Here is a 25512-nt window from a genome sequence, read left to right on the forward strand (position 1 = left end):
ACCCCACTCCGACCTATCAGCCCTCAGCCCTTGGCACTCTCCCAGGTGCGCCCCGCCCCACCTTCGACAAGCAACGGCACATCCAAGCTAGCCGCCCCCTCCATCGCCGGCTTGACCAGCTTGACGAGCGCGTCGACCCGATCAGCCTCGCACTCGAAGATCAGCTCATCGTGCACGGTCAGCAGCATCCGTGCCCACGGCTTGTCGGCGAGCAGCCGCTCGACCTCGACCATCGCAACCTTGAGAATATCCGCCGCGCTGCCCTGAATCGGGGTGTTCCGAGCGATGCGCTCCCCGTAGGCCCGCGCGGTCGAGGTCCGCCGGCTCAGCTCGGGGATCCGGCGGCGGCGGCCAAGAATCGTCTCGGCGAACCCAGTGTCCTTGGCGCTGTCGATCAGCGCGTTCATGTAGTGGGTGACCCCGGGGATCTTCTTGAAGTACGCCTTGATGTACTTGCCCGCGCGCCCCTGCGGAATGCCCAGCTGGCGGGCCAAGCCAAACGCGCTCTGCCCATAGATCACGCCAAAGTTCACGGCCTTGGCGACGCGGCGCTGCTCGTCGGTGACCTCGGCCTCGCTGACCTCGAACACCTCGGCGGCGGTCCGGCGGTGCACGTCGGCGCCGTCCTTGAACGCCTTGGTCAAGTTCGGATCCCGAGACAGGTGCGCGAGCACCCGCAGCTCGATCTGCGAGTAGTCCAGGGTCACCAGCATCATGCCTTCGGGGGCGATGAACCCCCGCCGGATCCGCCGGCCTTGGTCGGTCCGGATCGGGATGTTCTGCAGGTTGGGCTCGCTGCTCGACAGCCGGCCGGTCGCAGCCACGGCCTGGTGAAAGTGGGTGTGCAGCCGCCCGGTGTCGGGGTTGATCAGCGTCGGGAGGGTGTCGAGATAGGTGCCCTTGAGCTTGGTCAGGCTGCGAAATTCGAGGATGTGCTTGACGATCGGATCGAGCAGCGAGAGCTCCTCGAGGGTCTGCGCGTCGGTGCTGTAGCCGGTCTTGGTCTTCTTCTTGGCCGGCAGGCCGCGATCCTCGAACAACAATTTACCGAGCTGCTTGGGCGAGTTGGGGTCGACCGCGTAGCCGGCCTCGGCCTCGATGTTGTCGCGCAGCGCCTGGACCTGCTCGCCGAGCTCGCTGGCCTGCCGGCCGAGCTCGTCGACGTCGAGCAGGATCCCGCGACGCTCGAGCTTGGCGAGCACCTCGGACAGCGGGACCTCGATGTCCTGGTACAGCTTCACGGTCTGCTCGCCGGCCGCGACGATCGCCGCGCCCAGGTGCGGACCCAAGCTCGCCACCAGCCCGGCCCGCTCACCCGCCCACGGACCCGCGAGCGCGACGTCGACCTGATCGAAGCCGACCTGGCTCTTGCCCTTGCCGACGATCGACTCGCGGCCGCCGACCGTGCGCCCGCACAGATCCTTGGCGAGCCCCTCGAGATCATGATCGGCGCGGGCCGGATCGAGGGTGTAGGACGCGAGCATGGTGTCGGCCGCCACGCCCGCCGGGCTCAGGCCGATGTCCGGCCGCAGCATCACCACCGCCTGGTTCTTGAACGCGTGGGTGTACTTGCACAGGTCCGGATCACGCAGCAGCGGCCCGAGCCGCTCGAACAGCGCGCCGACCTCCCACTGGACCGTGCCCGCGTCGCTGAGGCTGCGGTGGGCGATCGGCAGATACACGGGCGGCCGGATCAGCGTGGCCGGCTTGGCCAGGTTCGGGATCGCCAGCGCGACCCCGATCGGATCGGCGCGCATTGGATCTTCACCCGAGAGCTCGATCTCGAACGCGAGCTGCCCGGCCTGCTTGGCCGCCGCCAAGAACTCGTCGAGCACCGTCGCCTCGGTGCCCTGGATGATCTGGGTGCTGTCCTTGTCGAGCTCGAAGCCGTCGAGCTTGCTCATGGTCTCCGACAGGGTCCGCGGCGCGATCCGACGGGTCCCGCCGCCGCGGCCCCCGCCGCCCACCGAGCCCGCCAGCGTGCTCTTGAACCCCAGCGGATCGAAGAACTCGTTCATCCGATCGCGCTCGGGCCCCTTGTCGAGCAGGGCCTCGAGCGGCCGCGGCAGCTCGTAGCCGGTGGTCCGCAGCGCGACCAGCTTGCGACTCATCCGGGCGTCGTCGGCGTGGGTCTCGAGCCGCTCGCGCCGCTTCTTTTGCTTGATCTTGGCGGTGTTGGCCAAGATCCCCTCGAGCCCGCCGTACTCCTGCAGCAGCCCGGTCGCGGTCTTGGGACCGATCCCCGGGACGCCCGGGATGTTGTCGCTGCTGTCGCCGGACAGCGCGAGCAGATCACCGAGCAGCTCGGGCCCCACACCAAATTTTTCGACGACCTGCTCCGGGCCCACCCGCCGGTTCTTCATGGTGTCCCACAGCCGCACCGAGCCCTCGCGGACGTCGTCGGCCCCGCGCACGAGCTGCATCAGATCCTTGTCGCTCGACACGACGACGACCTCGAGCCCGTGCGTGACCCCGTGCTCGGCGTACGCCGCGATCAGATCGTCGGCCTCGAGGTCGCCGTCCTCGAGCCAGGGGATGCTCAGCGCCGCGGTGGCCTCGCGGACCAGGGGGATCTGCGGGACCAGATCATCGGGCGGCGGCGGGCGGTTGGCCTTGTACTCGGGGTAGATCGCCCGGCGCCAGCTGGTGCCACCTTGGGCGTCGAACACCGCGAGCATGTACTGCGGCGCAAACTCCTTGCGCACCGCCTGGACCATCCGCACGTAGCCGTGGACCGCGTTGACGGGCGTGCCGTCGGGGGCGGTGAGCATCGGCAGCGCGTGGTAGGCCCGAAACAGAAAGTTGTTGGCGTCGATCAAGAACAGGCTGCCAGTGCCGCCAGTTGGACGCCCGCTCATCGTCGTGCCCCGCGAGTGATGGGATCGAGCATGCCCCGCTTGTAGCTGGTTGCGACCGGTGATCGCCAGCGGGCCCGCGGACCACGCGTCAGGAGGCGTCCGAGGGATCGCTGGGCTCGCCGCGCTCGTCGTCCTCGAGCCGCGCCAGCGTCCGGTGCCGCGCGGTGTCCAGTCGGATCGCCCCCGAGCTACTGCCAGGGCTACTGGGGTCGCGATGCTCGCGGGGCCCCCCGGCCCGCGCGGCCTGGCTCGAGCGCTTGCGCGTGTACAAGAACACGGTCTGGACGATGCTCGCGACCGGCAGGGCCAACACCGCACCGATCGGTCCATACACCTCCCAACCGGCCAGCAGCGCGAAGATCAAGATCACGGGGTGGATGTCGGCGGTGCCGATGATCCGCGGGTTGAGGTAGTTGGCCTCGAGCAGGTGAATGCAGACGATCCACCCGACGATCCCCGCCGACTTGCCGAACTCGAGGCCCTCGAGGCCGGCGTCGCCCGAGACCAGCGCGACCCCCAACAACGGGATCGCCGAGATCAGGATCCCAAACACGGGGATGATGCTCAGCACCGCCGCGACCATCGCCAACAACAGTGAGTAGCGGACCCCGAAGATCATCAGCGCCGCGTACGCCAGGCCGCCGTTGATCAGGCAGATCAGCAGCTGCCCGCGGATGACCCCCGCCATGCCCTCGTCGATCCCACCCACGATGTTCTCGAAGTCCTGTCGATACTCGGGCGGGACCAGCGAGCGCACGAAATTCTGCACGCGCTCGAGGTCGACCAGGATGAACCCCGCGATCAACAAGGTGACGATCAGCGCCGTGATGAACGACGCGATGCCCGTCACCACCGCGCGCAGGGCCTCGGTCAGCGCCGCGGTCAGCTCGTCGCCCTTGCTCGCAACGATGTCGCGGATGACCTCGGCGATGCTGGCTTTGGGCTGGGGCTGGGCCTCGATCACCCAGCCCCCGCCGCTCTCGTGGACCTCGAGGTGGGCGCCGCGGAGATCGACCCGATAGCTGCCGTCGGGCTGGGGATGCACGACCAGCTCGCTGACCTGCCCCTCGTCTGGATCTTGATCGCCGAGCAGGCCGGGGAAGGTCTCTTCGAACCACTCGCTGGCGCGCGGCAGCCAGTCCTCGTTGATCGTGACCATCGCCGACGGCGTCGACTCGCGCAGCGTCGAGAGATCCGACACGACCCCCGGCAGCACGCCGCCCAAGAACCCGGCCCCGAGCGCGAGCATGCCCAGGTACAGCAGCAACACCGAGAGCCCGCGCCGCTCACCCAGGCGCGGCGCCATCCGGCGAACCAAGGGCTCGAGCAAGTAGGCGATCAGCGTCGCAAACACGAAGGGCAGCACGACCCCGCGAAACCAGATCAGCAGCAACAAGAGCAGGGCCAGCAACCCCCACAGTCGCCAGAAGGTCCGCAGCACGGTCAACAAGCTGTCGCGTCGGCGACGGCCCGACTGGCCACTCGCCGTGCTCGACTCATTGCCCTCGTGGTCGTCGCTCACGCGGACACCTTATCAGCACTAGACGCTCCAGCAGCGCGTTCTAGCCACCCTCGATGCCAGCGGCGGCGGCCGAGTCCCAGGCCCCACAGCCGCCGCAGCGAAACGCGAAGCGGGGCATCTGGGTCCCGCACTTGTTGCACAGCAACCCCGCGCTTCGAGGCGGGCGCATGGCGGCCTCACGGGCGGCCTCGCGCTGGCCCCTCGACAGCCGCAGCCGAACCAGCGCGAGCTGGGCCGAGGGGCTGCGCTCGGCGACTCGCTCGAGCGCGCTGGCGGCCTGCTCGGGGTGCTGGCGGGAGACTTTCTCGGCCAGCGCGACGACCAGCTGGGCCTCTCGAGCCATGCGCAGGCTCGACAGCATCCGCTCCATCAGATCCTCTTGCCGACGGTTCTCGGTCGCCCACTCCCACGCCTCGGGGACGATCGAGCGGGCGCCGACCGGGCTGAGCTCCCACGCGCGCTGCCACGACTCGAGCGCCTCGATCGGATCACCGAGCGCCGACTCCACCCGGGCGCGGACCGTCCAGCAGTGGCCGCTGTCGGGGGCCAGGTCGACGGCGCGCTCGGCCAGCTTGCGAGCCTTGCGCTCTTCGCCGTCCTCGAGCGCCTCGGCGGCCTGACCCGCCACTGCGTGCCCGCGCCCGGCCCGGGCTTCCTGGGCCCGCCGGCCCTCGACCTGCTTCTCGAGCCGCTCCCAGGCCGCGGCCGCCCGCTCCCACCCCCCTGCCCGCTCCAGCGCGCGGGCCAGGGTCTCGAGCGTGGCCACGCTGCGCGGCGCCAGGCTGACCGCCCGGACCAGCGCGCCCACGGCCGCCCGCTCGTTGCCCTGGGCCAACAGGTCGCGGCCGAGCCCGACCAGCGCCGCGACCCGCTGCTCCGAGGGGAGATCTGCCGAGGCCAAGACCGTGCGGTGGACCGCCTTGGCCCGCTCGATCCGACCCCGCCCGCGATCGAGCGCGGCCAGGGCCAGGAACACCGTGGGGTCACCCGGCTCGGACGCGCAGATCTGCTCGAGCTCCTGCGCGACGTTCTCACGATCGCCCTCGGCCAGCTCGTAGAGCACGCGGTTGCGCCGGGCCGCGTTCTCACGGTCGAGCCGGCGCGGGACCACGTACCACCAGCCCACGCCAAACCCGATCGCCAGGCAGATCAGGGCGACGAGCACGAAGCTCATGGGGTCTCCCGTCCCTTGTTTGCGCCGACCCCACTCGGCTGCGCGACGCTGGACGCCGCTCCCGTGCCCAATCCCGATCCCAATCCCGATCCCGATCCCAAACGAGACCCGGCTCCGCGCGCCGAGCTCGGCGGTCGAAACCCGGCGCCAGCGAGCGACGGGAGCTCGTCATCATCGTCGAGCTCACCGTCGGCGTCCTCACGCAGCATCCGATCCCGGCGCAGCTTCTCGGTCATGACCTTCTTCGCGCGGATGTCGAGGTGGGCCTCGGCCGCGAGGATCTCGTCTTCTTCCTGCTGGCGCAGGGGCAGCGTGCGCAGCTCGAGGATCTCGCGCTCGAGCTCACGCACGCGCCGCTGGAACAGCGCCATGCTGCGGATCCGAAACGGCGCGACGATCCCGATCAGCAGCAGCAGGCTCATGCACCCGCCCCACCCGGCCAGGATCGCCGCCACGTTCATCTGGAAGCGCTTGCGGATCAGCGGATCGACGAAGTCGAAGCGCGGGACCAACAGCACGACCTCGACCCAGGCCCGATTCTCCTGGAGCACGAGCGTGAACCAGATCAAGCCCAGGATGAAGACGATCAGGCTGACGCCCAGGTATGCCCTGCCAAGAACGGACACGGTGTGGGCGGACCATATCATGTCGCGCAAGGGCCTGGTCTAACGGGGTCCGGGCGTTGTACTCTGGCTCACATGTCCGCGCGCTCCCCACGGACCCCCAAAATTGCCTTCACCCTCAGCTTCGCGTTCCTCGCTGGGCTCGGCTTCGGCTGCCAAAAGCAGGGCATGAGCGAGGTCGACAAGGAGCTCGCCAAGGCCCGCAAGCAGGCCGGAAAGCAGGCCGCGGCCGAGTGCTACCCGGCCAGCATGGAGCCCTGCTACTTCCTGGCTGACGGGGTCGAGGGTCCGGACGGCACGGTCGGCCGCGGGATCTGCCAAGAGGGTGAGCGCACCTGCGACGCCAAGGGGTTCTGGCAGGCCTGCGACGGCGCGGTACTGCCGGGCGCCGAGCTGTGCAACAACATCGACGACGACTGCAACGGGCGGGTCGACGACGGGTTCGAGCGCGACGGGACCAAGTGCTTCGCCGGCGAGGGCGAGTGCCGGGTCGCCGGCAGCTACGCGTGCAGCCCCGACGGCAGCCAGTCCGTGTGCAGCGCCCAGGCCAAGGCGCCGTCCACCGAGGTCTGTGATGGCAAGGACAACGACTGTGACGGCGCCATCGACGACGGCGACGTCGACGGCACGGGCGCCGAGTGCAAGACCGGCCAGGCCGGCGCCTGCGCCAGCGGCACCAAGCAGTGCGTCGCCGGCTCGATCCAGTGCCAGCCCACCCACGTGCGGACGGTCGAGATCTGCAACAAGATCGACGACGACTGTGACAACACCGTCGACGAAGACTGCATCTCTGAAGAAGAAGCCCGCAAGGCCGGCATCATCAAGTGAGCCCGGGCGCCCCGCTGGGCGCGGTGCGCTGTGTGCCGACGGCCGACGGCCGACGGTTGTTCGTCCACACCGGAGCTGGATGCGTCAGGTCCGGTCGCTCGGTCTGCGCCCTCGCCGGGTCGTGCGGCCCCACCAGGACTCGCGCGGGCGACTGTTTTTGCCGGGCGCATGGATCTATACCTGCCGGCGGTGGAGCATCAGCGAACAAGCCTCGTGATCGGCATTGCCGGTGGTAGCGGATCGGGCAAGAGCACGGTCGCCGACGCACTCGCGGCGTCGCTTCCGGTCGGCTCGGTGGCCACGCTGCGCCACGACCACTACTACCGGGACCTGCCCGAACTCAGCATCGAGCAGCGCAACCGGGTCAACTACGATCACCCCGAGTCGCTCGAGACCACGCTGCTGATCGAGCACCTCCAGCACCTCAAGGCCGGCAACAGCGTCGAGGTGCCGGAGTACGACTTCAAGACCCACCGACGTCGGTCGACGACCGAGCGCCTGGATCCGGCGCCGGTCATCATCGTCGAGGGGATCTTGGTGTTCGTCGACGAGCACCTGCGCCGCGAGCTCGACATCAAGATCTTCGTCGACACCGAGCCCGACATCCGGGCGATCCGCCGGATCCGTCGAGACATGCGCCAGCGCGGCCGCGACTTCGAGGCCGTGCGCAAGCAGTACTACGAGACCGTGCGACCGATGCACGTGCAGTTCGTCGAGCCGAGCAAGCGGACGGCTGACCTGATCATCCCCGAAGGTGGGGAGAATCGGGTCGCCATCGATGTGCTGGTCGCCCGACTCCGAGCGGCGGTTTAGGACCCCCACAGGCGGTTTCGCACTTTGCGGTCGCTCGCTTCGCTCGCTCCCAAGGGGCTGGCTGTTCGCGGTCGTATGTGTGGCCCCCTAGGAGGGGGATCTCTGTGACCGCCTGCCTGCTTGGCTTGCACCTCGCCCTCCACGAGGGGGGCCACGAGGGGGAGGACGTGGTGCGGTCGACGGCGACGCATGCCCCGGTCGCTCGCTTCGCTCGCTCCCAAGGGGCTGGCTGTTCGCGGTCGTATGTGTGGCCCCCTAGGAGGGGGCTCTCTGTGACCGCCTGCCTGCTTGGCTTGCACCTCGCCCTCCACGAGGGGGGCCACGAGGGGGAGGACGTGGTGCGGTCGACGGCGACGCATGCCCCGGTCACTCGCTTCGCTCGCTCCCAAGGGGCTGGCTGTTCGCGGTCGTGTGTGTGGCCCCCTGGGAGGGGGCTCTCTGTGACCGCCTGCCTGCTTGGCTTGCACCTCGCCCTCCACGAGGGGTAGGACGTGCGGTCGACGGCGACGCATGCCCCGGGGCGGAGACGCCTAGCCGCCGATCGCGTCGAGGGCGTCCTTGAGCCCCGAGTGCTCTTGGTCTTCCTCGATCCCGCGACGCAGCATCGCCTGGGCCTTGGGCTTCTCGCCCAGACCCATGTGGACCTGTGACAGCCGCAGGTAGATGTCACCGCGCCGCAGCAGCCCGGACTTGTCGGCGTTCTGCAGCAGCATGGAGCGGTAGATCTTGAGCGCGTCGGGCCAGCGCTGGTTTTGCTCGTGCAGGTTGCCGAGCGTCAGCAGGGTCTCGACGTTGGTGGTGTCGAGCCGGTAGGCCTCCTCGAGCCGCTTTTGCGCCCCGTCGGGTTGCTCGCCCGCGATCTCGATCCGCGCGAGCCGGGTCAGGTAGTGCGCGCGCTTCTTGCTGCGCTTGCCGACGGTCATCTCGACCAGCCAGTGATACATGCCGACCGCCTCTTCGTAGCGATCGGCGATGAACAGCGCGTCGGCGATGCGACGGTTGACGTCGACGTCGTCCTGCACGTGCTCGTAGATGCTGGCGAGCACCCGCAGCGCGCCCTCGCTGTCCGCGAGCTTGCCGGTCATCACGTCGACGCGCTCGAGCTGCAAGCTGCGCCGCTTGTCGTCGCTCTTGGCCCGACCCACGGCCATCTCGAGCAGGTACGCGACCTGATCCCAGCGCTTCTCCGACTTGGACAGCGCGAGCAGCTCGCGGCCGGCGTCGGCGTTGGACGGATCGAGCTGCAGCGCCTTCTCGAGGTGAGCGCGGCGCTCGGCCGGGTCTTCGGACAGCCCCGCGAGCCGCAGCCGCAGCCGCGCCCCGATCGACCCCTGAGGATCGAGCGCGGCCGCCCGCTCGAGGGTCTCGCGCATGGCCGCATCGTCGCCACGCGCCTCGTAGACCGAGGCCAGCGAGAGCAGCGCGGGGACGTAGCTGGGATCGACCTCGAGCAGCTCGGTCAGGATGTCCTGGGCCCGATCGCTGTCGTCGAGCTTCTCGGCCAACAAGCTGGCGAGCTGCGAGGCGAGCTCGCGGTAGCCGTCGGTGTCGCCGACATCGCGCAGGCGATCCATGCGGCCCCCGAGCAGCTCGGACAGGTCGACCCAGCGCTCTTCTTTGGTCAGCAGCCGCTCGAGCCAGACCCGCGTAGCGTCGCGCTCGGGGTACTCGAGCACCACCGCCGAAAGCACCTCGATCGCATCGGTCGCGTCGTCGAGCTTCTCCTCGGCGAGCCGGGCCATCTCTTCTTGGACGCCGACCCGCTCCTCGCCCTCGACGACCTCGAGCTTGCGCTCGAGCAGGTCGCGGACGTCCCGCCAGCGCTCGAGCCGACGCAGCAGCAGCTCGAGCTCGGCGAGCGCGACCGTGTCGCCCGGATCGGCGCCGAGCATGTCGTTGTAGACGATGATCGCGTCCTCGAACCGCTCGAGCTTGTCGACCAGGTGGTTGGCCTGGCGGTAGCGAAGCTCGCGGCGCTCGGCGTCGTCGTCCGTGATCATCACGCGGTGGCCGAGCGCCTCGCTGAGCACCTCGTGATCGTTGGCCTGACCGAGCAGCGCCAGCAGCCGGGTCCAGCCCGGGCGATCGGACTCGTCGGCCTCGATCAGCTGGCGCAGATCCGCGATCGCCACGGCCGGATCGGCGAGCATCGACTCGGCCACGCTCGCGGCCTCACGCCACAGCCCGGCGGCGACCAGCGGATCGGCCTGGGCCGAGGCTGCCCGCGTGAGCGCCTCGTGCAGGCCTTCGGCCTCACCGAGCGCGCGGGCGGTCTCGACCAACAAACCGAGCGCCTCGGGGTGCTCGGGCTGCTCCTCCAGCAGCAGTGACAGCACCGCCATCGCCCGCTCTGGCGCGTTGAGCCGCGTCAGCCACAGGCGCGTGGCGGCGAGGCAGGTGGGCGCGCTGATCCGATCGGCCTCGCTCGCGGCGGTGACCGCCGCGGCCAGCAGCTCGCCGGCCCGCGGCGCGAGCTCCGGCTGCTCGGACAGCGCCAGCGTGCGCTCGAGCGCCTGCGCAGAGTCGCCGTCGAGGGCCAGCAGCGCGCCCCAGGCCTCGAGCGCCTCGAGCGGTGTGCCGCCGCCTTGCTCGATCAGCCCACCCAGGGTCTGCAGCAGCCCGATGCGATCGGGCCCGTCGGCGTGGCGCAGGCGGACCCGCGCGATCCCAGCCAGCCCGGCGGCGTTGTTGGCCATCTGGTACGCGTTCTCGAGCGCGTCGAGCAAGCCGTCGGGCACGTCGCCCTGCCCGTCGTCGCCGAGCGTCCGGGTCAGGACGACCTCGAGCCCACGCACCGCGGCGTCGAGACCGACCTCCATGTCGAGCGCGTCGCGGAACGCCTCGACCGCCTCCGGCCAGCTCCCCAGCGTGACCCGGGCCTCGCCCAGGCGCACGAGCATCGGCAGGTGCTTCTCGGTCCCCGCCCCGATCCGCGCGCCTTCACACAGCGCCCGCTCGATCAGCGCGACGTCCTCCTTGCGCGTGGCCAGCTCCTCGATCCGCTCGCAGGTCGCGAGATCGGCCAGCTCGGCGTCGAGCAGCGGGATCAGGACCTGCAGCGCCTTGTCGGGATCGCCCATGTAGTCCGACGCCGCGAACGCGGCCGCGAGGCCGATCGCCACCCGGGCTTCGGGATCGCGGCTGTCGTCCTTGGCCCGCGAGCCGAGCTGCTCGATCAGCGGCTCGAGCCCGTCGAGCTCGCCGGCCAGGCGCATCGCCGCCGTCAGCGGATCTTGCAGCTCGTCGGCGGGCGACTTGTCGATCAGCTTCATGGTCGCCTCGAGGGCACCCGCCGCGTCGGCGAGCTTCTCGTGGCGGACCGCGGCCAGCTCACGCAGGGCCCGAAGCACCTCGTCGGGGTCCTCCGAGAGCGACGCGCGAGCGTCGAGGATCGTCGCCAGATCCGGCCAGCGACCGTGGGCCTCGAGGTGCGGGCGGACCAGGTTGGCGGCCTGCTCCGAGACGTCCTCTTTCTTGCACAGCTCGACGAGGTCCGCGACCGCGCCCTCTTGCCCGGGCAGCAGCTGCAGGACCTGCTCGTAGCGCTCGACGGCGCCGAGCAGATCCTCGAGCGGTCCAGCGTAGAGCCGCGCCGCGTCGAGCATCAAGCTGGCCTTGCGCTCGGCGGTCGGGGCGATCGTCGCCCGATCTTGGATGATGTCGGCCGCCTCTGCGTGGCGCTCTTCGGCCAGCAGCGCGCGAGCGAGGGTCGCCATCGCCTCCTCGTCGGACGGCGCCTCCGACAGCAGCGAGCGCAGGACCTCGATCTCGGCCTCGCGGTTCTTGGCCGACTCGCGGTGGATCGCCGCGAGCTGCATGCGAAGCGTGCGGCGCTCCTCGCCGTCGTTCGAGGCCTCGATCCGACGCTCGAGCACCTCGATCAGCTCGCCGGTCGAGCCGCTCGCCGCGTAGGTCCGGCTCAGCCGCTGCAGCGCCTCGACGTCGTTGGGCTCGATGTCGAGCAGCCGACGCCAGGCCTTCTCGGCCTCCTCGGGGTTGGCCAGGATGTCCTCGAACAAAGTTGCGAGCCGACGCAGATGATCGACGCGCTCGGTGTCGTCAGCCTCGACCTCGACCCGGCGGACCAGCACCTCGCGCAGCTCCTCGTGGTAGCCCAGGCGGACCAGGGCGGCGTCCATGAGCTCGAGCGCGTCCTCTTGATCGTCGCGCAGCGTCAAGGCCTTGCGCAGGATCTCGACGGCGATCTCGGGCGAGTCTTCGCTGCGGATCCTCGCCGCCCGGATCAACAGCTCCAGGCGCCGATCGATGTCGCTCTCGAGCCGCTCGCTGTCCGAGGCGGCGACCTGAGCGTCGGCCAGCGCGCCCGGCATCTCGAGCGCCGTGGCGATCCGGCCGATCTCGGCGTCGAGGGTCATCAGCGCGTCGGCCGGGCCAGGCTCGTGGAGCGCCCGGGCCAGGGCCCGAAACGCGTACTGAGCCCCGTCGGGGATGCTCTCGAGGTGACGCGCGAGCTCGCGGTGCAGCTCGTGGCGGGCGCTGGGATCCTCGCTGACCGTCAGCCGCCACTCGCAGACCGAGACCAGTCGCGGGGTGTTGCCCGTCGACTCGTAGATCGGCTGCAGGATCGTGAACACGCGCTGGCGCTGGGGCACGCGGGCGTCGGCGATCCGCTCGAGCGCCGCGATCGCGTTGATCTCGTTGACGACCTCGCCGAGCAGGCTCTCGAGCGTGTCGAGGGCGCCCTCGCCATCGTCGAGCGGACCGTCTTGCAGCTCCGCGATCTGCAGGTAGACCGGCGTGCGGTCGTCCTGATCCATGCTGCGAGACAGGCGATCACGCAGGAGCTCGAGCAGCTCGTCCCAGCTCTCGGTCAGCTGATAGACCTGCTCGAGCTGGGCCCGCGCGCGATCGTTGTCGGGCTGGGTGTCGAGGATCCGCCGGAACGCCTTGGAGCCGAGCTTGGGATCATCGAGCACGTCGAGGGCGACGCGAGACAGACGCATCAGCAGATCGACCTGCCGATCCTCGTCGAGGCTGTCCTCGGCCTGGTTCCAGTAGGCGTCGGCGAGCTCCTGCCACATCTCGCCCATGCTCAGCGCCGACTCGAGCTCGCCAAAGACCTGGCGGTCATCGGGCCGGGCCTCGAGCAGGCGCTTGTAGAGCACGACCGACTTGGCCGGCTGACGCAGCGATCCGGCCCACAGCCGCGCGCACTCGTGGACGACCTCGAGCATGGTCTCGGAGTTGTCGTCGGGGTTGGCGGAGCTGTACTCGGTGAGGATCTCGGCGTAGCGATCGGTGCTCGCGAGCACGTTGGCGAGCCGGCCGAGGTGGTCGCGGACCCGGCTGTTGGTCGGATCTTCCTTGAACACCCGGGCGTAGGCGTCGAACGCCTTCTCGAGATCCTCGAGCTGCTCTTCTTGCATCCGAGCCATGCGCAGCATGATCTGCACGCGGTCGGCGTGGTCTTCGGCCTCGTTGAGCCGGACCTCCTGGATCTGCAGCAGCCGCTCCCAGTCCTGGACGGCCAGGAACACCGGCTCGAGCATCTCGGCCGCGCGGCTGCGCATCGACGGATCCTGCAGGTAGCGCGACAGCTCGTCGGTCCCGACCGCGTGATCGGGATCGGCCTTGAGCGCGGCGCCGAGGTGGCGGATGCCCTCCTCCGGGTCCTCGAGGTGCTCGCCGTAGAGCCGACCGAGGCGCAAGTGGGTGTCGACGGCCGTCTTGCCCTGCAGGTGCGCGAGCTTGCGAGTCAGGTGCGAGGCCAGCTCGCGGAACCGACCGGTGCTCTCGTACAGCGGCTCGAGCACGTTTTGAACGTCCTCGCGCTGCAGGCCTTGATCCGACAGCCGCTCGTACAGGCGGATCGCCTCTTCGGCGTCGTCGAGCCGGGTCCGGTGGATCTCGGCCGCGCGGATCAACAGGCCGTCGCGCTCGGCCGTGTCGCTGATGCGATCGACCTTGCGAACGAGCAGGTTGGCGAGCGCCTCGTCGGCGCCCTGGCGCACGTAGATCTGCTCGAGCGCATCGGTGGCGCCGTCGTCGTCGGGGCGGCTCTCGATCAGCCGCTCATAGACCGCGCGCGCGTCGTCGAGGCGACCGAGCCGGGCCAGCGCGACCAGGCCCATCGACCGCAGCACCCGCTGCTGCAGCTCCGAGTCCAAGATGTGGTCGACCGTGCGCTGGTAGGTCTCGTAGAGCGCCTCGCTGCGCTCGGACGCCGCGCCGAGCCGCTCGACCTTGTCGAGGATCTCCGAGAGCTCGGGCTGATCGCCGGCCTCGGTCATGGCTTCGCACAGCACCGTGAACGCGCGGGCCGGATCCTCGAGCTTCTCTTCTTGAGTCCGGGCGACCCGCAGCAGCGCCTGCAGACGTCGGCGGCCGCTGGGTTGCTTGCGAGCCTGCAGCTCCTGCAGCTCGAGCAGCGCGGCCCAGTTTTGCTCGCCCTCGTAGAGCGGCGTCAGGATCCGGATCGAGCGCTCGCGGGTGTCATCGGGCTCGAGGTAGCTGCCGACCATCGAGCGCGCGCGCCCGTCGGTGGGCGACAGATCCAAGACCCGCTTGAGCAGATCGAGGGCGTCGTCGGGCCGACCGAGCTTCTTGCCGACGACCTCGGCGGTCTCGGCGAGCAGCTGCACGCGAACCGAGTCGGTGTCGGCCAGGCTGATCAGGCGGCGCAGGCCCTCTTCGACGTCGGGCCAGCGCTCGAGCGCGCGGTTGAGCTCGACCAGCTGGGTCTGCGCGTAGACGGCGTCGTCGTGGCCGGTCTTGAGATCCAGGACCGACTGGAACGCCTGGATCGCCTGCTGTGGATCGTCGAGCTCGGCCCGGCGAATGTCACCGATCCGGCGCCACAGCTGAGCCTGAGCGCGCGGCTCCTCGGCCACGCTGATCCGATGCTCGAGCACCTCGGTCAGCCGCTGCCACTCGCGCTCCTCGAGCAACAGCCGCTCGAGGGCGTCGAGCGCGACGCGGTTGGCCGGCTCCATGTCGACGACCTCGGCCCAGGTCAGCGCCGCGCCGATCCGATCCATGAGCTGGTCGAGCTGGATCTCGGCGATTGCGAGGCGGATGCGGACCTGCTCGTGGTGCGCGTCGGTGAACCGCAGCAGGGCCCGCTGGGCGGCGACCAGCGCCGCGAAGTCCCCGGCCTCGAGGTGCAGGCGGACCAGCGCCCGCACGGTCTTGTGGGCCAGCGCGGCGTCGGGCGGATCGAGCTCGATCAGCGTCAGCCAGGCCCGCCGCGCGCCCTCGGAGTCGTGGAGGCGATCGTCGAGCAGGACCGCGGCGCGATGGATCAGATCGATGCGCAGGGTCTTGTCGCCGGCCTCCTCGCTGGTGAGCGCCTCGCCCCAGATCTCGACCAGGTCGCGCTCCTTGCCGAGCGCGGTGCCGAGCCGCTCGACCTCCTCGCGCGAGTCGAGCCGCCGCGGATCGCTGAGGTAGGCCTCGCGCAGCGACGCGAACGCGCGCTCGTGATCGTTGAGCTCGCGCTCCTGGATCTTGGCGATCTCGAGCAGGTACGAGGTCGCGTCATCGCGCCGCTGCTCGGCGGTGGCGTTGTCGCGCCGGACCCGGAGCACGCGGATCCGGCCGTGATGATCACCGCGGCGCTGGTAGATCGGCAGCAGCAGCCCGCCGACTTGGACCTGGACGTCGGAGACGTCGAGCAGATCCTCGAGCAACGCGCGGGCCTGCTCGTGGTCGGCGTTCTCGCCGATGATCGAGCCGAGCAGGTCGACCGCACCGAACGCGTCTTGCTGATGTTGGATGCGCAGCGAGGCCCGCTTGCAGCCCAGCTCGTGGCGCAGCTCGCGATCGCCGACCAGCTCGGCCCAGCGACCGAGCAGCTCCTCGAGCTTGTCGAGGTCCTCGGACTCGCCGCCCTCGGCGTACATCTGGGCGAGCAGCTCGATCGTCGGCAGATCATCGGGGATCAGATCGAGCAGCTCTTCGGCGGTCACGATCGCGGTCTCGCGATCGCCGAGCACCTCGCGGGCGATCTCGATGATGCGACCGAGCAGCTGCCGCTGCTCGCGTTGGTTGAACACCACGTCGACCCGACGTCGGTACAGATCCAGCAGCTCCTGGTGCGCGCTGCGGGTCCGCAGCAGCGACTCCAGGGCGTCGTACGCAGCCTGGTGGGTCTCGTCGCGCTCGAGGATCTCGGCGTAGGCTTTCTCGGCCGCGATCGGCTGCTCGAGATCGTCACGCAGCATCGCGCCGAGCTCCAAGAGCAGGTCACGGCGAAGGTTGGCCTCCGCGCGCTCGAGCGCGCGGCCCTCGGCCTCGGCCTCGGCGGCCTGGGCGGTGATCGCCACCAGCGCGTTGTTGTAGGCGCTCGCGACCAGCTGCATCTGCGCGAGCGAGCGACCGAGCCGCTGGAGCAGCTGGCGGCCCTCCCAGTCGGCCGGATCGCGCTCGAACAGCTCGGCGTAGATCCGCAGCGCGTCGCCGCGCCGCTCGGGCATCTGCTCGTAGATCGCGGCGAGCTGGGACTTTTGCTCGCGGCGACGCTCGCGGGCCGCGGGGTCGTGCTGGCCTTCGCCTTCACCCGCGTCGACGTCGACGGCGGCGAGCAGCACCTCCATCGCCTCGGCCTCGCGGGTGCGATCACCGATCCGCCGGTAGTACGGCAGCAGCCCGCGCATGATCGTGACGGCGGTCGCCGGATCTGCGCGATAGATCTCTTCGAGAGCCTCGACCGCGACCCGATGGGTCGCCTCGAGCTCGAGGATCTTCAGGAACCCCGTGATCGCCAGCTCGGTCTGATCGAGCCGCGCCGCGCGGACGTGCGAGAGCTCGAACAACACCGGGATGTCGCTGGGCTCGATCGGGCGGGTGCCCGCGGGCTCGCCGTCATCGCCAGCCGGGAGGCTGGGGATCTCGAGCTTGCGCTGCAACACCTCGGCGAGCCGCTGCCACTCGCCGCGACTGCGCAGGATCTCGGCCAGCGCGTCGAGGGTGACGAGGTCCTCGGGATCGAGCGCGAGGATCTTGTCGTAGGTCTCGACCGCGGCGTCGAAGTCCTTGAGCTGCCCTTCTTGCAGGCGGGCGAGCCCGCGCAGGGTGGCCAGCCGCGCGGTGTCGTCGGGCGCGACGTCGAGGCGCCTGCGGTAGACCTCGCTGAGGTCATCCCAGCGCCGGGTGCTGGTGTAGATCGCCTCGAGCGCCAGCATCGCGGCCTCGTTGGTGGGATCGAGCTCGATGATCCGCCGGAAGAACCGCTGGGCATCGTCGGGCTTGCTCAGGTGATCGCGGGCGATCACGGCCAGCTTCTCGAGCAGCAACAATTGCTCGGCGTGCTCGGCCCGCTTGACGGCCTGGACCGAGACCTCGCCGCTGCTCTCGCTGTCGGTGCCCGACAGCGGCTCGCCGGCGATCCGGCGCTCGAAGATCCGCGTGAGCTCGTCCCAGTTGTCGCTGCTGGCCGAGGCCCGCTCGAGCTGCGCGCGCAGTGCCTCGTCGGTGGGCCGCAGCTCGTAGGCCCGCGCCGCCCACTGGAACGTGAGCTGCGGCGACTGCAGACGATCGGCCGCGACCTCGCGCAGCTGCTCGATCAGCTCGAGCTTCTCGTCGACCTTGTCGCTGGCCTCGAGCAGCACGTTGATGGTCCGCATCAGCGCCGCCCAGTTGCCCTGCTCGCGGTAGATCGGCAGCAGCTCGCGGGCGACCACGAGGTTGTTGGGCTGGATCGCGAGCGTGCGCTCGAGCGCCTTGACGGCCCGCTCGGGCTGACCCAGCCGCTCGCGACACAGCTGCGCGACGCGGCGGTACAGACTGACGCGCTCATCGGTCGCGCCGACCCGATCGGCCGCGCTCTGCAGCGCGTCGACGAGATCTGACACCCGGCCCTGCGCGACGTAGAGCTCGGTCAGCTCGTCCCACAGCCCCGAGGCAACGTACGCATCACGCAGGGTCCGCAGCGCCTTGTCGTGGCCCGGCACCAGGCGGGCGATCTCTCGCCACACGCGGATCGAGTCGTAGGGGTTGCGGAGCCGCTCGGCGTAGATGTGGCCGATGTCCGTGAGCAGCTTGACGGCGCGCCCGACCGAGTCGGCGATCGCCACTTGACGGTGGCGGATCTCGGCGGCCTCGGCCCACCGAGACTCGCGCTCGTACAGCCGCGCGAGCGCCTCGAGGGCCTTCTCGTGCTCGCCGTGGTGCTGCAGCACCGCGTTCCACCCGGCGATCGCCTCGCGGCGATCCCCGAGCTTGTCCTCGGCGAGGCCCGCGAGCTCGAGCCGGAGCTCGAGGCCGTCCTCGCCCTCGCGCTCGGCCAGCTCTTCACGACGCAGGGCGATCAACGCCCGCCAGTCGCGGCGCTGCTCGTGGATCTTGGCCATCATCTCCCGCGCCCCGCGATCACCCGGGAGCAGCGCGAGCAGATCGGCGAGGGGCTCGAGCGCGCGCTGAGGGTTGCCCAGCTTCTCGACCCAGATCGCCGCGACCTTGCGCAGCACGTCGGCCTCGGCCTCGGCGTCGCCGTCTTCTTTGGCGGCGTCGTGCAGGCGCTGGTACACGCCCAGCAGATCGTTCCACCGCTTGCCGCTCGCGTAGGTGTCGGCCAGCACTTCGAGGCTGCCCTGGTGGCGCGGATCGATGTCCAAGATCCGCTGCAAGGTGGCGAGCGCCATGGCCTCGAGCCGGAGCTCCTTGCGGTACAGCTCGGTGATCTCGAGCAGCTTGTCGATCCGCTCTTGCCTGGTCTCGTCGCGGTCCTCGATCGTGTCGAACTGATCTTTGAGCAGCTCGACCAGCGCGGTCCACTTGGCGCCCTCTCGGTAGAGCCGCTCGAGGTTGGCGATCGCCCGGGGATCGTTGCCGTCTTCACGGACGACCGCGCGCCAGACCTCGATCGCACGATCGGTGCTGCCGAGCCGATCCTGCGCGAGGCTGGCCATCTCTTCGGCGAGCTCGAAGCGATGATCGGGATCCTTGCTGGCGCGGCGCGCCTGGACCAACACCTGCATCAGCTGGCTACCGTCGGCCGCGCTCGAGAACAGCTCGCGGTAGAAGCCGACGATGTCGGGGTTGCTCGCGTCGCTGCGACGAACCCGACGAAAATAGGGCTCGGCGAGGCGCGGCTGACCGCCGACCCGCCACAGGACCTCACCCGAGAGCAGCGCGACGTCGTTGCCGTCCGCGTTGCGGGGCGCTCGCTGGGCGAGGGTCTTGGCCCGATCGACGATCGCCTGCGGGTCGGCGTCGTCCTTGCCGTGAGCCGCGAGCACCAAGTGGGCGAGCACGAGGGCGGCAGCCTCGACGTTGTTCGACTCGTCGCGCACGCTCTGAGAGGCGGCGGCGAGATCCTGACCGGTCGACTCGACCACCGCGCTCAAGGCAGCGTGGGTCGTGTCGTCGGTCGAGCGCAGATACGAGAGGAGAGCGGAGCGAACTTCGGCCATGTCGGGTCCTGGGTGCGGTCGACTCTTCCGGGCGCGCGGGAGTCGACGAGGCGTCGCGATCGCAGTGCGGGCAATCGGACACCTTCGAAACGGTGGGCAAGGGTAACGAGTCGAGTCGCGGGTATCTAGGCCAAAGCGTTCGAACCCAGCAGGCAGTGTTGGAGCCGGGCCAACGTCGGCCCGATGCCTGTCGGTGTCGGTGTCGGTGCAGTCGATCGCATCGTGCAGCAACGCGAGAGCGGCTGGCTGGCACGCCACGGCGGTGCCACCGAGCAGGATCGGAGCGCTCGCTGTTCAGGGTGCTCTCGATCCCGGCCATCGTACCCGATCCGCCGGCCGGGTGGGTGTCGAATTTGTGTGTCAGCCGAGTAGAGCGAGCGCCACCGCGGCCGCGGCCGAGACGTTGAGCGAGCCGAGTGACCCCGCGCCGTCGATCGTGACCAAGAAATCGCAGCGCTCGCGCGTGAGTCGACGAAGGCCTCGCTGCTCGCTGCCGAGCACCAACAACATCTGCCCCGGCGGGTCCTGGCCGAGCTCCCGCAGCGGGGTGCCCTCCCCCACGACCGTCCCGATCACCCACCACTGCCCACCTTGCTTGGCCTGTTCGAGCGCGCGCGCGAGGTTGGTGACCTGACACAGCGCCACTCGCTCGCTGGCCCCGGCCGAGGCCCGGACCGCGCTCGGTGACAGCGGGGCCGAGCGGTCGCGGGCCCACACCACCCCAGACGCGCCAAAGAACTCGGCGCTGCGGATCACCGCCCCGAGGTTGTGGGGATCGACGATCCCATCGCAGACCAAGACGAGCTGGTGTCCGCGGCGGGTCAGGGGGGGATCTGGTCGCTCGATCAGGTCGTCGAAGTCCCAGATCCGAGGTGGATCCGCGATCGCCAGCACGCCGCGGGCCAGGCCGGGACCGACGAGCGCCTCGTGGTGGTCCCGCTCGACCAGCTCGGTCGTGATCCCAGCGGCCTCGGCCAGCGCGGTGATCGCGGGGAACTCGCGTCCGTCCTCGACCAGCAGGCGACGAACCCGGCCCGGCGCGCCCGTCAGCAGCTCGACGACCGCCCGCTCGCCCGGCACCGCGTGCTCGTTCGCTCGCAGGCGCGGACCCGGGGCGCGGCCCGCTGACCGGGCGCCTGGTGGGCGGCCCCCCGCGCGAGGTCCGCCAGACGGGCCCCGCGCAGCGCTCGAGTCTCGTCCGCTCGACGCGCGGCCTCCCGACCGACCGTCGGGCTTAGGGCGCTTGGACCGCGACAACGGCGCTCCCTTGGATTCGAACCAGGTCGGGGGTGGGCTCGAGCGTGGCCGAGGCGCCGGACCACGCAGCGGACATCGCGCGCCAGACCAGCAGCGCCTGATCGTCCGGTCGCCGCTGCTGCTGCCTCTGGTACTCGGCCTCGAACGCGCGGGAGTCTGCGTCGGGATGCGCCACAGGCGCTAGGATGACGCCGTCGAGACTCTCGTGCTTGGCGCCGATCGCGTCTGGCGCCAACCCCTCACCGGTCCCGAGCACGAGCACCTCGGCGCCCTCGCGGTCGACCGTGCCACCCGCCACCCGCAGGTGGGCACGCCGCAGTTGGCGCACGATCAGCTCGGTGCGTGGGAGCGCGTCGGCAATGAGGATCGCCGCGCCCTGCTCGAGCTGCGGGACGAGCGGACTCACGATCGGGGCGAAGCTCGTTGTCGATGACGGATACATGATAAATTTCAATGAGTTGAGGCTATTCTTTTCAACCAGCTTCTCAACCGCGTTCACCCGCCCACCGTAGCCGTTGTCGGGGATCAGCACGAGGATCTCCCGGGCCCCGCGGCCGCGCGCAAAGTTGATCAGCGCGAGGGTGCGCTGCTCGAGCGTGGGCGCGACACCGCGCGCGTTGGCCGTGCTCTCGCCTGGCAGCAAGAACCGATCGTCCCCGACCGCGGAGATCGCGGCCCTCACGTTGGTCGCCCCAACCGGGCCGATGATGACCTCCGCGCCATCCGCGACCAGCCGATCGGCGCCTGCACGAGCGGTGTCGGCGCTCGACCCGCTGTCTCGCCACAGGACCGAGACCGGCCGAGCACGACCCAGCACCGTCACGGCGGCGACCGCGGCCGCGAGCTGCGCGTCGGCCAGCGCCGACAGCTTCCCGGTTCGGGGAAGCAAGATCCCGACCCGATCCGGGAGTGGCTGACACGCGCGAACCCACGCGGGCGCCTGATCCCCCGGGTCGCTCCCCAGCGTCGCGCGCAGGCAGTCCGCCGCGTCGGGACCGGGCGCGGCCTTGGCCAGGGTCAGGATGCTGGCTCGATCTAGATGTTGGACGAGCGCGGCGATCCGCTCCTGGGCGTACCCAGCCTCGGGCGCCTCATCGGCGACCAGCTCCCGCCAGCCCACGAAGGCCGCGAGCGCGCCCGCGGTGTCGCCCGCTCGATCCAGCGCCACGGCCCGGGCACCGCGCAGCTCGACCCGCTCGATGCTGCCCGACGCCTCGAGCTCGTCGAGCTCGGCCAGGGCGCGCGCCGGGTCACCTCCGCGCGTGAGCGCGAGCGCCAGGACCCGGTGGACGGCCGTGCGCAGCTGCGATCCCGACTTTGACTTGGGTGGCGCCTCGGACGCGGCCAGCAGCGCGACGGCTTCGTCGGCCAGCGCGATCGCCTGACTGTCGCTTCCAACTAGATACTGGCGCTCGGCCTTGGCCAGCAGCGCCGTGGCCCGCAGCTCCGGCGGTGGCTCGCGCTCGAGCAGCGCATCCGCGGCTTGCTCGACCGCGGTCGAGCCCGGATCACCCGCCTGCGCGTCGACCAGCGCCTGCCACTCCGCCCGCATCTGGGCCGGGACAGCGCCCGGATCGACGAGCGATCCGGTCGGGGTCTGGCCCGCCCGCGTGGTCTGGCAACTCACGACCGAGGGCAAGGCCGCGAGCAGGGTCACGCACAGCGCCCGCCGCCAGAATTGCTGAGGCGCTCGCCATGGCGGCTGCGCTGCGTTGGTGACCTCGTTGGAGAGCTGGCGCCGATCCACGGGCGGGAGTGTACGTGCGCAGAAGCCCAGACCCAAAAACCATGGCGAGTGGTATAGGAGCTGGGTGCCCCGTCGGGAGTACGATCAAGACGACGACGGCTTCGGTGAGGCCAGTCGATACACTGCGCATCTGGACCGCGGCTGGTCGCTGCTCGATCGCGGCGACTATCAGCGCGCCCGCAATTCGGCCCACCAGGCCCTGAAGATTCGGCCTGAAGTGCCAGACGCGGCCATGCTCATGGCCGCGATCAGCCTCGCGGAGTCCGACCCCGACAGCAGCCTGGAGTGGTACGAGCGCGCGATCGAGGCTGACGCCGACTACGTCGACGCCCAGCTCGCCGCGGCCCAGATCCTCCTCTATGACCTCGAGGATCCGCAGCGCGCCCTGATGCGGGCGAGCCACGCGCGCGAGCTCGACGAGGCCACTCCGGCTGACCAGCTCGACTTTGGGCTGATCGAGGTCGAGGCGCTGGTCTCGCTCGACGATCGCCGCGCCGCGGCCGAGCGCCTCGACCAGCTCACCGAGCTGTGGATCCTCGACCAGCTGCTCGACGGCGAGACCCCGCGCGAGGAGCTCGCCCGGCTGCTCCGCGAGTTCGCCGGCGATCCCCCCGAGTTCGACGCGGAGGACATCGAGCCGCTCATGGGTCGGGTCGTGCAGTTCGCGATTCGCGTCGCGCGGCTGCACATGGACCTCGGCACCCCCGACGAAGCCCTGCCCTGGCTCGACGGCCTGCTGCGCCGGTTCGGCGACGACCCCGACGTCTGGTACCTGTGCAACGAAGCCGCGTACATGGCCGGTGAGTCGGTCCGTGCCGCCCACGCGGCCCTGCAGGTGCTGCAGCTCGACGCCCGGCTGCCCGGTCCGGACTGGTCGCCCCAGCCCGCCGACATCCACAGCAAGGTCGTCGATCTGCTGGTCAACTGCGCCGATCCTGACCTGCGCGTGCTCGCCCGCGAGCCCGGGTTCGTGGTCGTGGTCAACGAGGCCCCGCCGTTCGAGCTGGTGCTCGAGGGCGTCGACCCGCGGGCCCGGACCCTGGCGCTGGCCGCCCGCAGCATCCGCGAGACCGACACCGCGCCGACCCTGACCGGGCTCGCGCTGTACCGCCGCAACTTGCTGCGCCTGGCCCGGGAGCCCGCGCAGCTCGACCGCGAGCTGGAGTTCAGCGTGTTCGACGAGCTCGCTGCGTTCTTTGGCTACGACGACGCCCGGCGCGAGCGCCTGGGTCTGCCGCCGAGTGACTGGCTCTCGCTGGGGGAGCCGCGACCGCGCGGGCGCGACGTCGAGGGTGCGTCGGCGCCCACGACCGACCCGACTGTTGGGGCGGGCGCCACCAGCCCTGCGTCGGCGCCCACGTCTGGCGATCAGCCCGGCAAGCCAAGCCAGGCCTCGGGCGCCGAGCGTCCAACGCTGGGCCGCAAGAAAACCCGGTCGACCAAGCCCACGGCTGCCAGCAAGAAGAAGCCCGCCAGCAAGCGCGCCGCCGCCAAGAAGAAGACCGCCAGCAAACCGGCCGCTGCGAAGAAGAAGACCGCCAGCAAGACCGCCGCCGCCAAGAAGAAGCCCGCCAGCAAGACCGCCGTCGCCAAGAAGAAAACCGCCAGCAAGCAGCGCAGCGCCGGTTCCAAGCAGCCCGCGACCCCTAGCAAGAAGCCGAGCAAGCCCGCGGGCACCAAGCGGGCGTCCAAGAAACAGGGCACGGTAGCGACCAAGCCGGTCATCCCCAAGCCAGCCAAGCGCAAGGCGAAGGCCAAGCCCAAGCAGAGCCTCGAAGCCAAGCGATCCGACACGCTCGTCCAGCCGTCGTCGCGCAAGCGCTCCGAAGATCCGCTCGACGACTAGTCCCCTCGGTCGTCACGGGGCGCCCTACCAGCGCGGTCGAAACGGTGACAACACCCCGAGCTCGAGGGTCTTGCGCTCCGCGTGCTCGGTCGCGTCGCCCTGAAAGCTCTCGTCGAGCCGCAGGCTCAAGATCTGCGCGAGCTTGTAGAGCAACTTGGCGGCGAGGCCCGTGTCCTCGCGCAGGACCTCGTTGAACGCGCGTCGCTCGAGCACCAGGATCTGGGTGGGCGAGGTCACCGTCACCGTGGCCGAGCGCGGGCGCTGGTTGAGCAGACCCATCTCGCCGAAGTGCGCGCCGCGGGTCAAGGTTGCGACGACCTTGCCCGCGCGGACGATCTGCACGTCGCCCTCGACGATCACGAACATCGAGTCGGTGTCGTCGCCCTCCTTGATGATCACCGCGCCGGGCGGGTGCTCGAAGGCCTGAAATTTATTGAACAGCCGGACGATCTCGGGGTCGCCGAGATCCATGAACAGCGCGATGTGACGCAGGGTCTGCAGGTTCTGGGTGACCTTGATCCGCCGCGCGTCGTCGTCGCTGTGGGTGGGCATCTCGGTCACGCCGCGGACCACGATCGCCGAGATGTTGTCCCCTCCCCCGCGCTCGTTGGCCAGCCGGACCAGCTTCTTGGGCAGACCGGGCAGCGCCGGATCCGAGAGCACCGAGGCGATCTCGTGGTGCTCTTGCAGGTACGCCGTGAGCCCGTCGGAGCACAGCAACAGCGTGTCATTGGCGACCACGTCGAACACCAGGGTGTCGACCGCGACCGATCGCTGGATCCCGACGCCGCGCGTGACCATGTTGGCCCACGGGCTCGAGCGAGCCTCCTCGAAGCTCATCATCCCGTTGCGAACTGCGTCGTTGAAGAAGGTGTGATCCTGGCTCAGCTGCCAGACCCGTCCGCCGCGGACCATGTACATGCGGCTGTCACCGACGTGGCCCATGAAGCCCTTGCCGCCGACCACGATCAGCGCGATGCAGGTCGTGCCCATCCCGTGGCGGCCCTGCCCGGCCCGGGCGAGGTCGAACACCTCGGCCGACGCCGACTGGATCGCCGTACGCAGCACCGCCTCGACCGCCTCGCACGCCTCCGAGCTGCCGTCGAAGCCGCTGAGGACGTGGCTCTGGCTGGCGACGTGACGATGCACCGCCTTGGCCGCCGTCTCCGACGCGACCTCGCCCGCGGCGTGACCACCCATGCCATCACAGACCACGAACAAGCCGAGCGCAGGCTCGACGAGGATGTGGTCCTCGTTGTGCGAACGGCTGCGGCCAACGTCGGTCTCTCCGTATCCGTGGATCTGCATGCAAGCGGCCTCACCGCCAGGCTATCGCAGACCAAGGGCGCCGAGCCAGAACTGGTTTATGGAGCGACGAGGGGCTGACCACGCATGATCCCTGGCGACAGTCGGCTTGGGGCGGGCGAGACGTCACGGACGATGGCGAGCGCGGCCCCTCCTTCCATACGGAA

Annotated in this window: 11 protein-coding genes; 3 read left to right on the plus strand and 8 right to left on the minus strand. The window is 70.1% G+C overall.

Going from position 1 to position 25512, the window contains the following annotated elements; genetic code table 11:
* Nucleotides 1-23: 23 nt before the first annotated feature.
* The 4 genes from polA to ENSA7_RS32265 all read right to left on the minus strand — a co-directional run bounded on the left by polA (nucleotide 24) and on the right by ENSA7_RS32265 (nucleotide 6180).
* A complete protein-coding gene (gene polA / locus ENSA7_RS32250; protein ID WP_181234315.1) occupies nucleotides 24-2858 on the minus strand; it encodes a DNA polymerase I in 2835 nt (944 codons plus the stop codon).
* Between the two features lie 88 nt (nucleotides 2859-2946).
* Complete coding sequence (locus tag ENSA7_RS32255) at nucleotides 2947-4380, minus strand: AI-2E family transporter (RefSeq protein WP_106093254.1); 1434 nt, start codon at nucleotides 4378-4380, stop codon at nucleotides 2947-2949.
* 40 nt (nucleotides 4381-4420) lie between these two features.
* A complete protein-coding gene (locus tag ENSA7_RS32260; RefSeq protein ID WP_106093255.1) occupies nucleotides 4421-5554 on the minus strand; it encodes a tetratricopeptide repeat protein in 1134 nt (377 codons plus the stop codon).
* Nucleotides 5551-6180 (minus strand): hypothetical protein, encoded by a 630-nt coding sequence (locus tag ENSA7_RS32265; protein WP_146158384.1) that lies wholly within the window; start codon nucleotides 6178-6180, stop codon nucleotides 5551-5553. The genes ENSA7_RS32260 and ENSA7_RS32265 overlap by 4 nt, the downstream gene beginning before the upstream one ends.
* Nucleotides 6181-6252: 72 nt before the next feature.
* Between ENSA7_RS32265 and ENSA7_RS32270 the strand changes: the two genes are divergently transcribed.
* Both ENSA7_RS32270 and udk read left to right on the plus strand, forming a co-directional pair.
* Nucleotides 6253-7005 carry a MopE-related protein gene (locus ENSA7_RS32270; RefSeq protein ID WP_106093257.1) on the plus strand — a complete coding sequence of 251 codons (753 nt, stop codon included), beginning with the start codon at nucleotides 6253-6255 and terminating at the stop codon, nucleotides 7003-7005.
* 168 nt (nucleotides 7006-7173) lie between these two features.
* On the plus strand, nucleotides 7174-7818 hold the full coding sequence (udk, locus tag ENSA7_RS32275; protein WP_106093258.1) for a uridine kinase: 645 nt from the start codon (nucleotides 7174-7176) through the stop codon (nucleotides 7816-7818).
* A gap of 530 nt (nucleotides 7819-8348) precedes the next feature.
* Here udk and ENSA7_RS32285 read toward each other — a convergent pair.
* From ENSA7_RS32285 to ENSA7_RS32295, 3 genes are all read right to left on the minus strand, one after another.
* On the minus strand, nucleotides 8349-19190 hold the full coding sequence (locus ENSA7_RS32285) for a tetratricopeptide repeat protein (protein WP_106093260.1): 10842 nt from the start codon (nucleotides 19188-19190) through the stop codon (nucleotides 8349-8351).
* A 360-nt stretch (nucleotides 19191-19550) separates the two neighbouring features.
* Nucleotides 19551-20270 (minus strand): 23S rRNA (guanosine(2251)-2'-O)-methyltransferase RlmB, encoded by a 720-nt coding sequence (gene rlmB / locus ENSA7_RS32290; protein ID WP_181234316.1) that lies wholly within the window; start codon nucleotides 20268-20270, stop codon nucleotides 19551-19553.
* A 154-nt stretch (nucleotides 20271-20424) separates the two neighbouring features.
* A complete protein-coding gene (locus ENSA7_RS32295; protein ID WP_146158385.1) occupies nucleotides 20425-22194 on the minus strand; it encodes an ABC transporter substrate-binding protein in 1770 nt (589 codons plus the stop codon).
* Between the two features lie 64 nt (nucleotides 22195-22258).
* On the opposite strand from ENSA7_RS32295, the gene ENSA7_RS32300 reads away from it, so the two are divergent.
* Nucleotides 22259-24040 (plus strand): tetratricopeptide repeat protein, encoded by a 1782-nt coding sequence (locus ENSA7_RS32300; protein WP_181234317.1) that lies wholly within the window; start codon nucleotides 22259-22261, stop codon nucleotides 24038-24040.
* 24 nt (nucleotides 24041-24064) lie between these two features.
* Here ENSA7_RS32300 and ENSA7_RS32305 read toward each other — a convergent pair whose 3' ends face one another.
* A complete protein-coding gene (locus ENSA7_RS32305; protein WP_106093264.1) occupies nucleotides 24065-25348 on the minus strand; it encodes a cyclic nucleotide-binding domain-containing protein in 1284 nt (427 codons plus the stop codon).
* Between the last annotated feature and the right edge of the window lie 164 nt (nucleotides 25349-25512).

This window comes from Enhygromyxa salina (genome assembly GCF_002994635.1).
Taxonomy (GTDB): domain Bacteria; phylum Myxococcota_A; class Polyangia; order Nannocystales; family Nannocystaceae; genus Plesiocystis; species Plesiocystis salina_B.